Annotated in this window: 12 protein-coding genes, 1 tRNA gene and 1 pseudogene; 1 reads left to right on the forward strand and 13 read right to left on the reverse strand. The window is 38.8% G+C overall.

Translation table 11 applies throughout. From position 1 onward, the window contains the following. Positions 1–153 precede the first annotated feature (153 nt). From M1F37_RS08980 to pbp2a, 6 genes are all read right to left on the reverse strand, one after another. Positions 154–225: transfer RNA gene (locus M1F37_RS08980), tRNA-Glu, on the reverse strand. Between the two features lie 94 nt (positions 226–319). Beyond that, positions 320–799: a sigma-70 family RNA polymerase sigma factor gene (locus M1F37_RS08985; RefSeq protein ID WP_247935540.1), complete on the reverse strand. Its 480-nt coding sequence runs from the start codon at positions 797–799 to the stop codon at positions 320–322. Between the two features lie 121 nt (positions 800–920). Next, positions 921–1,457, reverse strand: coding sequence for a transcription termination/antitermination protein NusG (gene nusG, locus M1F37_RS08990; protein WP_000376739.1), 537 nt, complete (start codon positions 1,455–1,457; stop codon positions 921–923). A gap of 54 nt (positions 1,458–1,511) precedes the next feature. Beyond that, positions 1,512–1,688, reverse strand: coding sequence for a preprotein translocase subunit SecE (secE, locus tag M1F37_RS08995; RefSeq protein WP_001210991.1), 177 nt, complete (start codon positions 1,686–1,688; stop codon positions 1,512–1,514). Positions 1,689–1,697: 9 nt separating this feature from the next. Continuing rightward, complete coding sequence (gene rpmG, locus M1F37_RS09000; protein ID WP_001809375.1) at positions 1,698–1,850, reverse strand: 50S ribosomal protein L33; 153 nt, start codon at positions 1,848–1,850, stop codon at positions 1,698–1,700. Positions 1,851–1,902: 52 nt separating this feature from the next. Continuing rightward, a complete protein-coding gene (pbp2a, locus tag M1F37_RS09005) occupies positions 1,903–4,098 on the reverse strand; it encodes a penicillin-binding protein PBP2A (RefSeq protein ID WP_247935541.1) in 2,196 nt (731 codons plus the stop codon). Between the two features lie 86 nt (positions 4,099–4,184). On the opposite strand from pbp2a, the gene M1F37_RS09010 reads away from it, so the two are divergent. Continuing rightward, the gene (locus M1F37_RS09010; protein WP_348771864.1) at positions 4,185–5,060 is read left to right on the forward strand and encodes an RluA family pseudouridine synthase; all 876 of its coding nucleotides are present in this window, start codon (positions 4,185–4,187) and stop codon (positions 5,058–5,060) included. Between the two features lie 68 nt (positions 5,061–5,128). Here M1F37_RS09010 and gap read toward each other — a convergent pair whose 3' ends face one another. The 7 genes and pseudogenes from gap to M1F37_RS09045 all read right to left on the reverse strand — a co-directional run bounded on the left by gap (position 5,129) and on the right by M1F37_RS09045 (position 13,262). Then, positions 5,129–6,136 (reverse strand): type I glyceraldehyde-3-phosphate dehydrogenase, encoded by a 1,008-nt coding sequence (gap, locus tag M1F37_RS09015; RefSeq protein ID WP_000260686.1) that lies wholly within the window; start codon positions 6,134–6,136, stop codon positions 5,129–5,131. A 177-nt stretch (positions 6,137–6,313) separates the two neighbouring features. Beyond that, positions 6,314–7,615: an ABC transporter permease gene (locus M1F37_RS09020; RefSeq protein ID WP_247935542.1), complete on the reverse strand. Its 1,302-nt coding sequence runs from the start codon at positions 7,613–7,615 to the stop codon at positions 6,314–6,316. Next, the gene (locus M1F37_RS09025) at positions 7,584–8,267 is read right to left on the reverse strand and encodes an ABC transporter ATP-binding protein (RefSeq protein WP_247935543.1); all 684 of its coding nucleotides are present in this window, start codon (positions 8,265–8,267) and stop codon (positions 7,584–7,586) included. Before M1F37_RS09025 ends, M1F37_RS09020 begins: the two co-directional genes overlap by 32 nt. Before the next feature lie 164 nt (positions 8,268–8,431). Continuing rightward, positions 8,432–9,350, reverse strand: a pseudogene (locus M1F37_RS09030) (XRE family transcriptional regulator). Positions 9,351–9,471: 121 nt separating this feature from the next. Then, positions 9,472–12,123, reverse strand: coding sequence for a bifunctional acetaldehyde-CoA/alcohol dehydrogenase (adhE, locus tag M1F37_RS09035; RefSeq protein WP_247935544.1), 2,652 nt, complete (start codon positions 12,121–12,123; stop codon positions 9,472–9,474). Between the two features lie 298 nt (positions 12,124–12,421). Next, a complete protein-coding gene (locus tag M1F37_RS09040; protein ID WP_173875736.1) occupies positions 12,422–12,832 on the reverse strand; it encodes an MORN repeat-containing protein in 411 nt (136 codons plus the stop codon). Further along, positions 12,819–13,262 carry a low molecular weight protein-tyrosine-phosphatase gene (locus M1F37_RS09045; protein ID WP_247935545.1) on the reverse strand — a complete coding sequence of 148 codons (444 nt, stop codon included), beginning with the start codon at positions 13,260–13,262 and terminating at the stop codon, positions 12,819–12,821. The genes M1F37_RS09040 and M1F37_RS09045 overlap by 14 nt, the downstream gene beginning before the upstream one ends. Positions 13,263–13,270: the final 8 nt, after the last annotated feature.

The raw sequence follows: 13,270 nt of genomic DNA on the forward strand, positions 1-13,270 counted from the left end.
TGGTTCGTCTTGTTCAGTTTTCAAAGGTCTTTGTCACTCAATCTCTCTCAAGTGACAACTATATTAGTATATCACAGTCGCTTTCGCTTGTCAACACTTTCTTGAAACTTTTTTAAAACTTTTTTCATCAAGTGTTTCATCCGTAACATACCATAGTCCGTACGGGATTCGAACCCGTGTTACCGCCGTGAAAAGGCGGTGTCTTAACCCCTTGACCAACGGACCTGAGTTGGTTTTTTCAACTCTTACTATTATACCGACTTTTTCTAACTTGTCAACTACTTTTTTATATTTTTTTTAATTATTTTTGCATAGCTTCCTAGTGTGTACGGATGTCAAACTCTTTAAACACAATACGTAAGTCCCTTAGCACTCTTTGACGTCCTCGGAAGCGTTCATTTCTTAAGACGCGTTCTAACTCTTCTTGTTTGTCTTTACTTTCTTTTCTTCTATAATTGCTTAGTGTCTCATGAAAGAGATAATAATCATCCAGCCAGAGTCCTCCCTCACTGATACGATGGCTAATCTCACCTACTTCTTCATAGGGTTCTTTATCATATCTCCGTTTTTGACTTTCTTGCTTACGGATATAGTCTAGAATTCGATTCCGGAACTTAGTTTTGAAGTATTTCCTCAAACGAGAAATATCTTCTACCAACCCTTCTTCTTTACTAATCAATTCATATAAGCAAATCATTCCCTCTTGGTCCCAATCCGATAGCTCCCATAAATGAAGGTAGTATTCATTTCTACACTTGTATACAATTCCTTGGACTTCTTCATATAATGTTTTAAACATTCTATTCCCCTTTCTAGATACAGTCTAACAGATTCAGAAACACTTTTGGACCTTTTCTTCCATTCTGTCCCCTACACCGTCTCAACTGCACAAAAAAGAGAGGGCATGCCTCTCTTTGGGGTTATAATTCTGCAATTTGGTTTAGGTTTACTTCTGCAACTGTGTCATTACCAAACATAGAGATAATCATCTTCACTTTGTTGTTATCAATCTCTGTAATCTTACCAGTATAATCTGCAAAAGCACCATCAATAATACGTACAGTTTGACCAACCTCAACATCGAAATCAAATTCTTGAACAGTTTGTCCCATAGATACCAAAATGTCACGAATTTCTTGTTCCAATAATGGAGTTGGTTTTGATCTATTCCCGTGTGATCCGACAAATCCTGTAACATTTGGTGTGTTTCGAACGACAAACCAAGCTTCATCTGTCATGACCATTTCTACAAGAACATAACCTGGAAAGCGATTTTCTTCTACTTCTTTTCTCTTTCCATTTTTTTCAACTTGCACTGTTTGTGTTGGAATTTCAACACGTAAAATATTATCCAACATATTGTAGGTTTGTGCACGTTGCAATAGATTTTCTTTTACCTTATTTTCATAACCAGAATAAGTTTGTAAAACAAACCACCCTTTATCAAAACTATCCATGATATTTCCTTTCATAAATAGAAGATTTCTAGTGTAATTAACTCCACTAACCTTCTAAAAAATGTTAATAAATCGAATCAAACCTGAAACAATCAACTGGTCAAAAATGTAAATAATTACTACAAAGAAAGCAGTGTATTCCATGATAGAACGAAAATCTCTCCAGCTTTCCTTGCGAGTTGGCCATGTTGTGTCTTTAAGAAGTCTAAAAATATCTCCAATAAAACGCATCGCTCTCTCCTATCTCGTTTCTCTGTGTGTAGTGTACTTACCACAATGCTTACAAAATTTATTTACTTCTAGTCGTGTTGGCTTGGGATTTCCGCTGATTTTAATTGAATAGTTTCTCGAACCACAAACCGCACAAGCTAGGCTTGCTTTTTTTAGTGCCATAACGCCTCCATCTTATCTATTATAACAAGAAAGCTAGGCTTTGACAAGCATCTTATCGAAATAGATTGACTACCGAATCCCATATTGTTTGAGCCTTTTCTTTAATCTTCGCATCCGAGATAGCCCGACTAGCCTCATCTACTAGACTTTGCGCACGTCCTCGAATATCAGACAAATTATCATCTGTCTGGCTATTATCATTAGTTTGTACTTGTCTTTTTGTGTTAGCTGGTGCAATTCCATTTTTCTTATATGCATTTTCAACTGTAAAGGTACTTCCTGGGGTATAAGGTAAAATGGTATTTGCAATATTTCTGAAGACATGAGCTGCACCGTTTGAAGTAGATCCTGCTAGATAGTGATTTTCATCAGTGGTCGGAAAACCAAGCCAGTGACTAATCACTACATCTGGAGTATAACCAATTACCCACTGGTCACTTGTGTATTCTGGATTGAAAACTGCTTCGGTTGTACCAGTTTTCCCTGCCATGACATAGTCTGCAGGCGATGAACTAATTCCCGTTCCGTTGGTGAATGTACCCAACATCATACTGGTCATCTTGTCAGCCACAGACTTATCAATCACCCGTTTTTGTGAATTTTTATGGCTGGCAATAACCTGACCACTAGCATTTTCAATTATACTAATAAAATGAGCTTCAGGCATTAATCCTTCATTTGCAAAGGCAGCATATGCTTGAGCCATTTGCAGAGGATTGGTTTCAACACCGCTTCCCAAGGCGACGCCAAGAACACGATCGACCTTTTCCATGTTGAGTCCGAATTTTTCGCCCGCCTCAAAAGCCTTATCAACGCCCAAATCATTAACAGTGGCAACAGCGGGCAGATTAAGCGATTCTGCCAAGGCTTGATACATGGGAACTTCTCGACTCGTTTTGATTCCTGCATAGTTATCAACCTTATAGCTGTCATACTGCATGGTATGGTTATCCAACTTCTTATTCAAAGCCCAGCCTGCTTCAACTGCTGGCGTATAAACAACTAAAGGCTTAATTGTAGAACCAGGGCTACGTTTTGATTGAGTTGCATAATTGAAATTCCGGAATCCAGTCTTATCATTGTCAGCAATCCGACCGACAACCCCACGAACTCCCCCTGTTTTCGGTTCAAGAGCTACACTTCCTGATTGAGCAAATGTTCCATCCTCTGCCCTCGGAAATAGCGATGTATTTTCATAGACAACCTGCATATTTGCTTGATAGTTTTGGTCCAGCTCTGTATAAATGCGGTAGCCATTATTGACAATTTCTTCCTCTGTTAGATTATACTTGGAAACGGCTTCGTTAACCACCGCATCAAAGTAAGAAGGATAGCGGTAATCTGAGATTTTTCCTTCATACTTATCGTGCAATTGCGAAGTCATATCAACTTCTGCTGCTTCGGTTTCTTGATTTTTATCAATATATCCTGCTGCAACCATATTCTGCAAAACAGTATCGCGCCGATTGGTAGAATCTTCTACGGAGTTTAAGGGATTATACAGTTCCGGCCCCTTGAGCATCCCTGCCAGAGTTGCAGCTTGATCCAAACTCACTTCTGATGCAGAAACTCCAAAGTATTTCTTACTCGCATCTTCTACACCCCACACACCATTTCCAAAATAAGCATTGTTAAGGTACATGGTTAAGATCTGATCCTTACTATATTTTTTTGTTAATTCTAAGGCAAGGAAGAATTCTTTCGCTTTTCTCTCAACAGTTTGATCCTGTGACAAATAGGCGTTTTTAGCTAGCTGCTGGGTAATAGTAGATCCACCACCTGAACGTCCAGCAGTGACAATAGCCAAGAAGAAACGACCATAGTTAATTCCATCATTTTTATAGAAAGAACGGTCTTCTGTCGCAATAACAGCATTCTGCAAAATTTTACTGATATCAGTCAATTCAACATAGGTTCCCTTTTGACCAGACAAGGCACCAGCCTCTTTTTCTTCACGGTCAAAAATGATAGTCCGAGTTTTCAAGGCGTTTTGCAAATCGTTAACATTGGTTGACTTAGCTACAGCAAACAAATAGGTTCCAACTAGCAAGCCTGCACTCAAACCTAGTATAAGGACAATCTTTGTTAGATGATAGCGACGCCAGAATTTTCGAATCGGACCCACTTGGGCTAATTTTTTTCTATCACTGCGAGAACGACGTAAGCCAGTAGAATCAGAATCCTCTGATTCACTTGTTTCTTTTTTAAAAAGAGAAAGAAATTTCTCAAATAATTTATCTAATTTCATGCGTTTATTTTATCATCTTCATCATAGGAAGACAAGAATTTAGCTATTTCCTATCCAAATGGGGCTTTTTTTGTTACAATATCTGTATGCAATTCACATTTACATTACCAGACTCTCTACCTCAAATGACGGTAAAGCAATTACTTGAGGAACAACTCCTCATCCCTAGAAAAATCCGTCATTTTTTGAGAATCAAGAAACATATTTTGATAAATCAAGAAGAAGTCCACTGGAACGAAATCGTAAATCCTGGAGATGTTTGCCAGTTAACTTTTGACGAGGAAGATTATCCCGAAAAAGAAATTCCTTGGGGCAACCCAAACCTCGTTCAGGAAGTTTATCAAGATCAACACTTAGTTATTGTGAACAAACCAGAGGGGATGAAAACGCATGCTAATCAGCCAAACGAAATTGCTCTTCTTAACCATGTCAGTGCCTACGTTGGCCAAACCTGCTATGTCGTTCATCGTCTGGACATGGAAACCAGCGGTTTAGTTCTCTTTGCCAAAAATCCTTTTATCCTGCCTATTCTCAATCGCTTATTGGAGAAAAAAGAGATTGCTAGAGAATATTGGGCACTTGTTGACGGAAACATAAAAAGCAAAGAACTTGTTTTCAAAGACAAAATTGGGCGTGATCGCCATGACCGCAGAAAACGAGTAGTTGATACAAAGAATGGGCAATATGCTGAAACGCATGTAAACAGATTAAAGCAATTTCCCAACAAAATAACCCTTGTCCGTTGCAAACTAAAGACAGGGCGAACCCATCAGATTCGTGTCCACCTTTCTCATCATAACTTCCCCATCTTGGGTGACCCTCTCTATAATAGTAAACCAAAGACAAGTCGGCTTATGCTTCATGCCTTTCGACTTTCCTTTACCCATCCGCTTACTTTAGAGAAATTAAGCTTCACTACTCTTTCAGATACTTTTGAAAAAGAATTAAAAAAGAATGGATGATCGTGTCATCCATTTTTCCATATAAGAAAAGCAAGACCAAGAGGCCTTGCTTTTTATCGACTCATGAATTATTTAGCGATTTTTGCGAAGTATTCAAGAGTACGAACAAGTTGTGCAGTGTATGACATTTCGTTGTCGTACCATGATACAACTTTAACCAATTGTTTACCGTCAACGTCAAGAACTTTAGTTTGAGTTGCGTCAAACAATGAACCGTAAGACATACCTAGGATATCTGAAGATACGATTGGATCTTCAGTGTATCCGTATGATTCGTTTGAAGCTGCTTTCATAGCTGCGTTCACTTCATCAACAGTAACGTTCTTTTCAAGAACTGCTACCAACTCAGTTACAGAACCTGCTGGAACAGGAACACGTTGAGCAGCTCCGTCCAATTTACCGTTCAATTCTGGGATTACAAGACCGATAGCTTTTGCAGCACCAGTTGAGTTAGGAACGATGTTTACAGCACCAGCGCGAGCACGGCGAAGGTCACCACCACGGTGTGGTCCGTCAAGAATCATTTGGTCACCAGTGTAAGCGTGGATAGTAGTCATCAATCCTTCTACAACACCAAAGTTGTCTTGAAGAGCTTTAGCCATTGGAGCCAAGCAGTTTGTAGTACATGAAGCACCTGAGATAACTGTTTCAGTACCGTCAAGAACGTCGTGGTTAGTGTTGAATACAACTGTTTTAACGTCGTTTCCACCAGGAGCAGTGATAACAACTTTTTTAGCTCCACCTTTAAGGTGTTTTTCAGCTGCTTCTTTCTTAGCAAAGAAACCAGTAGCTTCAAGAACGATTTCTACACCGTCAGTAGCCCAGTCGATTTGTTCTGGATCACGTTCAGCAGAAACTTTAACGAATTTACCGTTAACTTCAAATCCACCTTCTTTAACTTCAACAGTACCGTCGAAACGACCTTGAGTTGTGTCGTATTTCAACAAGTGTGCAAGCATAACTGGATCTGTAAGGTCGTTGATGCGTGTAACTTCAACACCTTCTACGTTTTGGATACGACGGAAAGCAAGACGACCGATACGTCCGAAACCGTTAATACCAACTTTAACTACCATTAGTGATTTCCTCCTTATGAAAATCATGAAATTTTTATTGTGAAAAGAGTAACTTGAATCACTACAAATCACCTTTCAACAAACCTATTATATAACTATTTGAGTTGAATTGCAAGCGCTGGCCTTGATTTTCTATGTCAGTTTCTTTTTGATAGAAAGCCTCTGTAATTTCTTTCCCTACTCATAGCGTAAGGATTCTACAGGATCCATTTTACTAATCTTACGTGCTGGGAAGTAGGCTGATACATAGCCAAGCAATAGAGCGAAAACTAGAGTTCCTAAAACAGATAAAAGATTTAATTCAAAAACCTTAGTGATGGATGGGTAAAAGTGACTTACAATCGCATTCGCCAAACTTCCCACTCCTTGTGCAACCAAGAAGGCTAGTAGCAAGGCGATTCCTACAATCCAGATAGCCTCGTAAATAAAAATTCCTTTGACATCACGATTCTGATACCCAACTGCCTTCATGACACCTATTTCCTTAGAACGTTGCATGATATTGATGTAAATAATGATACCAATCATGACCGCCGCTACCACAATAGCTTGTGAGGAAAGTACAATCAATAATCCCTGAATGACACGAATAAAGGTAATCACAATATCAAGAACTCTCTGTTGAGAAATAACTGTATACTTCTTATTTTTCTGTAATTCTTCTGTTACCACTTTTGTCTGTGATGGATCTTTGAGTTCCAAGATAAAATAAGATACAGCTTTTGTAAATCCAGCTTCTTTCAAAATGGATTCCATTTGATAGGCTGGCATAAAACTGTTACTGTCCTCCATATCATCTTCATCATTGATCACACGCACAATATGAGTTTGAAATTGAGAATTCTTGCTACCTTCAGCACCATTTTCTACAATACTTACCGATACTGTTTTGCCTATAACATCACTAGCTGTCAGATTTTTCCCTGTTTGTTCATTCCAATTTTTAAGCAAACTCATCGGAATCGTTAATCCCTGCTCGTTAACATCCGTATAAAGAGAGCCTGCTAGCACTTTTTCTTTTTCATTGCTACTAACAGAAATACTTGTATCTTCATATAAACTCACGACTTGAGCATAAGAAGGCATGGCTTGGCTAAAATCCACTTCTTGTCCGTCTATGCTAATCTTTGACATGCTCATGCTAAAAGGGCTTTCTAGATATTTAATATTTTCTTTCCCAATCGTGTCTGTGATGTAGTTCTTATCATCTTGGTTCAGGAAACCTCGGCCAGTAACGCTGGAATTCAGTGCAATCTGAACTTGGGAAGGAAGCTTGCCACTGTTGGTATTTTCATCGATCATCGAAATCAAGGCATTTCCTAGACCAAAAGAAATCAACACGCCTACAAAACCAATCGAGGTTGCCACCGCAATTAGTAAGTTGCGCCACTTTCTTTCCATAAAGTTACTCAAAGAAAGTTTGAATTTATTTTTAAAGGATAATCCTTTATTTTTTGACTTCTTCAACGACTTCACCATCCTTCATTTTGATAATTACATCTGCATATTCAGCTACTTCTGGGTTATGAGTCACAATCAGTACTGTTTTCCCAGATTTGGCCAAACTTTTAAATACCTCTAATACCATTTCTTGGGATTGGGAATCCAGTGACCCTGTTGGCTCATCAGCTACAATCATATCTGGTTGATTGACCAGAGCACGCGCAATGGCTACACGTTGCTTTTGCCCTCCAGAAAGTTGCTTGACATTTTTAGCCATAAAAGGTTCCATTCCTAAACTGACTAGTTGCTCTTGAGCTATCCTTGTCATTTCTTTATCCGATAAATCTTTAACATAGAGAGGCAACTTAACATTATCCAAAACTGACTGGTGAGGAATGAGATTAAAGTTTTGAAAGACAAAACCAATGTTGTCTTTGCGAAATTGAGTCAATTCAATCTCCGATAGTTCTCTGAGAGACTCCCCTTTAAAAGCTAAAACTCCCTCATACTCTCTATCCAACCCACTAATGATATTTAGTAGACTGGTTTTGCCACAGCCTGACGGACCGTAAATCGCTGTAATTTTCCCTTTTGCAATCTGCAGGTTTATATTCTTTAAAGCTTGCTCTTTATGTTTGCCGTCCAAAGCGTAAAATTTTGAAATATTTTTAATGGACAAAATGGACATAGGTACCTCCTTTAGTCACTTGTGATGTGATATAACCATAAATTCTATATTTAACAAGATTAGATTCAAAAGGAATCAAAGAATTCCTTTCTCTTTTTTACGAATTCATTGTAACAAAAAAGCGACATTCCCCCAATGACAGAAATGTCACTTCTATAAACCATTTAACGATACCTTTCTAGGTCCTCGGCCCATTCATTATCTAAACTAACTATTAACTGCTTATTGCCAAACATCCTTGCCATCATTTTTGCTTCTTCATACTTTTGTTTTGCTGTATCATAATCTGTCTGAATATAATATTTCCACTCCACCATCAAGACAATCGGTTGTTTTTGAAAATCTCGTGTTTTCTGCCCTATTTTATTTAAGGTGTCAACTGCTCTCTTAAAATAATGAAACACCCCCATAATTTCTATACAAGTTAAAGAAGCTAACAAGGTCTCTAAGTAAGTATAAACAATCAAATTCTATCTTATCAATCTGCGAACTTAGTTTCTCATGAAAATAAAGAATATTCTCATACTCAGATTCTTTTATTTCACCCGCTTTCAAACCATCCATTAAGTTACATGCAAAATACAACCTCAGTCTTAATAGATCCTCCGCTTTATATACATCTCTGGATAGTAAGTCTTGAAGACCGCCCTCAATCACACTGCTTCCGTATAAGGAATTACTAGTCGCTCTCACTGCATCTATGGCTTGAAGACAATCCACTAGCACTTTTTCATCACGTGGCAAATCATCATAAAAATTCTCAAAAATCTCATCGAAATATTCTTCCTTCTGCTCCTGCAACTCCTTATCTCCATAGTCAGGATGATGAAGAAGAAAGTATTTTAATTCTTGGTAACGCTTGGGTAATTCCTTATAGTCTGGCATCAGAATATAGGTTGGAATATCTAGCCTATTCGCTATATATTCTAGGGTTTTTATCGTCGGGCGAAATTCTCCTTTTTCAATGCGCACTAACTGACGAACTGACAGTTCTGACTCATCTCCACAAAAAACTGGACGACTAAGCCCTTTCTCCTCTCTAAGAAGTTTTACCTTTTCCCCTAGATCATTTATCTTGTTCACTTGCCCCTCGCATGATTATAAAAGATTTGATTTTCAAATAAATATATGCGTTTATTATACCATTTTTCAAAAAAATGTACAAAAAAGAGACAGGAAATTCCTGCCTCTAGGCTGATAACAATTATTTACGGCGTCCTGGTCTTTCTTTATAGCCATAGTAAGCATCTTCGATGATTTCTTGCATATGGTCAACCATTGGAAGACGTGGGTTTGCAGGTGAACATTGATCTTCATAAGCAAGGAAGGCCAATTCACGTGAATGTTCTTTCCATTCTTTTTCGTCAACACCTTGTGCTTTGAAGTTCATTTGGATACCTACGCGCTCACCGAGTTCGTAAACAGCTTTTGCGAAAGATTCAACCCCTTCTTCTGGTGTAGAAGCTGGAAGTCCAAGCATACGAGCGATATCTTGATATTTCTCGTCTGCACGGTAGTAGTTGTACTTAGGCCATGTAGCTGTCTTAGCTGGGCGAGTACCGTTGTAGCGGATAACGTATGGAAGCAAGATTGCATTTGTACGTCCGTGAACTGTGTGGAATTGCGCACCAATCTTGTGAGCCATTGAGTGAGAAATACCTAGGAAGGCATTCGCAAAGGCCATACCAGCGATTGTTGAAGCGTTATGCATTTTCTCACGTGAGTGGAAGTCTGCATTCTTAACTGAGCTTTCAAGGTTTTCGAATACAAGTTTGATAGCTTGAAGAGCAAGTCCGTCAGTGTAGTCGCTAGCCATTTGTGATACGTAAGCTTCAGTCGCGTGAGTCAATACGTCCATACCAGTATCAGCAGCAACAGATCCTGGAACTGTCAATACCAAAGCAGGGTCTACGATTGCCACAGTTGGTGTCAATGAGTAGTCAGCGATTGGGTATTTACGGTTGTTTGCTTTATCAGAGATAACGGCAAATGGAGTTACTTCAGATCCTGTACCAGATGTAGTTGGGATCGCGATGAATTTAGTCTTCTTACCAAGCAATGGGAATTTGAAGGCACGTTTACGGATATCCATGAATTTTTGTACAAGGTCACGGAAGTCCACTTCTGGTTGCTCGTAGAAGAGCCACATTACTTTAGCAGCATCCATTGGTGATCCACCACCAAGAGCGATGATTGTATCTGGTTTGAAAGCACGCATGATCTCAGTACCACGTTCAACTGTAGTGATATCTGGATCTGGTTCTACATCAGCAAAGATTTGGTAAACAACCTTATTGCGACGAAGGTCAAGTTGTTCGATGATACGATCAAGGAAGCCAAGCTCTACCATAGCGTGGTCAGTAACGATCATGACACGCTCAACGTCACGACATTTTTGAAGGTATTGAATTGAATCACGTTCAAAGTATGTTTTTGAAGGAAGTTTCATCCATTGCATGTTATTTCTCCGTCTTCCGACTTTTTTGATATTCAAGAGGTTAATGGCGCTAACGTTATCCCCAACTGAGTTACGTCCGTAAGAACCACATCCGAGTGTCAATGATGGCAAGAAGGCATTATAAACATCCCCGATACCACCGAAAGTAGAAGGTGAGTTACAGATAACACGAATAGCTTTAACAGCTTTACCAAATTCTTTAGTCAATTCTTCGTCAGCTGTGTGGATAGCTGCTGAGTGACCAAGACCGTTAAATTCAACCATCTGACGAGCCTTAGTAATACCATCTTCACGGCTTTCAGATTTCAAAACTGCGATAACTGGTGACAATTTTTCACGAGTCAATGGCTCATTTTCACCAACTTCTTTACATTCTGCAGCAAGAATGTTTGTTCCTTCTGGAACAGTAAATCCTGCTTGTTCTGCAATCCAAGTTGCTGGTTTACCAACGATGTCAGCGTTCAATTTTGCACCAGCACAGTTTTTGCTATTTGCTTTCACACCGAAGCAGAATTCTTCAAGAAGAGCTTTTTCTTTTTTATTTACAAAGTAAGTGTGGTAAGATTTGAACTCTGCTACAAATTCATCATAAATTTCTTTATCAATGATAACCGCTTGTTCAGATGCGCAGACCATACCGTTGTCAAATGATTTAGACATGACGATATCGTGAGCAGCTTGGCGGATGTTTGCTGATTTTTCAACATAAGCTGGAACGTTTCCGGCACCTACCCCAAGAGCTGGTTTACCACATGAGTAAGCAGCCTTAACCATGGCATTACCACCTGTTGCAAGGATTGTTGCAATACCTTCGTGGTTCATTAGGGCACTAGTTGCTTCCATAGATGGTTCAGTGATCCACTGTACACAGTTTTCAGGAGCTCCTGCTTTAATCGCGGCATCACGAACGATTTGAGCTGCGTGAGCTGATGATTCTTGAGCTGATGGGTGGAAGGCAAAGACGATTGGATTACGTGTCTTCAATGAAATCAATGCCTTAAAAATCGCTGTTGATGTTGGGTTTGTTGTTGGAGTGATACCACAAACAACACCAACTGGTTCAGCAATAAGAGTCAATCCTGTTACATCATCTTCTTGAATAACACCAACTGTCTTAGTGTGGCGCATGTTGTTTACTACGTGTTCACAAGCAAACAAGTTCTTAGTTGCTTTGTCTTCAAATACACCACGTCCTGTTTCTTCAAAGGCATGTAAAGCTAATTCTCCGTGGGCATCCAAAGCTGCCACTGACGCTTTTGCTACAATGTAGTCAACCTGCTCTTGATCCAACTTACGCATTTCTTCAAGAGCAACTAAAGCTTTTTGCACCAATCCATCGACATGCTTTTCAGCAGCGAGTTTCTTTTCCTCTGGTGTCACAGTTTTTTTATCAGCCATATTTTCCTCCATAGCTTTCAAGGATTTAATCCTTTGTTAATCTTTTCACAAGTTTATTATAACGCATTATTTCAACTTTGTAAACAGTTTCATAAACATTTCACAAAGAATTTTTAGTTTCTTGTGAAATTTTTATCATTATCTTTGCCTATCAAGTTTTTTCTTTAAAGTTTGTGAAATTTATTTCAAAGATTTTTTATTTCACAAACTTGCTTGGAAGAGTAGGTTGGAAAATAAAGAATTTCAAAGTAAGCGCTTACTTAAAAATTCTAACAATACCTCCTTTGATAAGGAGGCTTTATTTTTGTTGAAAAACACCTTGTTTAAAAGTTCCTTCATAAACAACTTCTTGTTCGGTTGTTAGTTTCCCTTTTCCTTCAGCCTGTCCATTTACAAAATCACCTTCGTAGGTCCAGCCTTCTTTAGATTGAAAAGTACCTTTTCCATTGAAGGCTCCATTATTGAAACCACCTGTATATTGGTCTCCATTTTGGAAAGTAATGGTACCTTGGCCATTCATTTTACCACGGACAAGACTGCCGTCGTAAACAATAGTTCCATTATCAAGCTTTAGAACACCTTTTCCGGGAATATTTAGAAAAAAGACGAGTACAGCACAGAAAACAATAGCAACTACTGCTAGAGTCTCTAAAAGTGGACGAGTCAGATAGACACGATACTTTTCGTAAAAATTCTTAAGATTTTCCATCTTCACTCTCCTTTTCTAAACGTTCTAACCAAGCTCGGCACCCTTCTTGAACACGTCGATAGGTTTCTTCAAAATCTCCTGTATACCAAGGATCTGGAACACTTTCAGATGCAAATGAGTAAATCTTATGTTGCAAGTCTGATGGACACATCTGACGTAAATCAGAAATATTTGAAGCGTCTATTCCGATAATATAATCAAAGGCTTCAAAATCTTCCTTACTAATCTGAAGCGATGTTTTGTCTTTGTCATAAGGAATCTGATACTGCTGGAAAATCCCTTGCGTTCCCTTATGAATCGGATTGCCATGTTCCCAAGAGGAAGTTACTCGACTCTCAATTTGATAATCACTCGTCATGGACTTCATCACAAACTCGGCCATAGGGCTGCGACAAATATTTCCCAGACAGACAAAGACTAGTTTTTTCATCCCATTTC

This window comes from Streptococcus mitis, assembly GCF_023109105.1.
GTDB lineage: Bacteria > Bacillota > Bacilli > Lactobacillales > Streptococcaceae > Streptococcus > Streptococcus mitis_BW.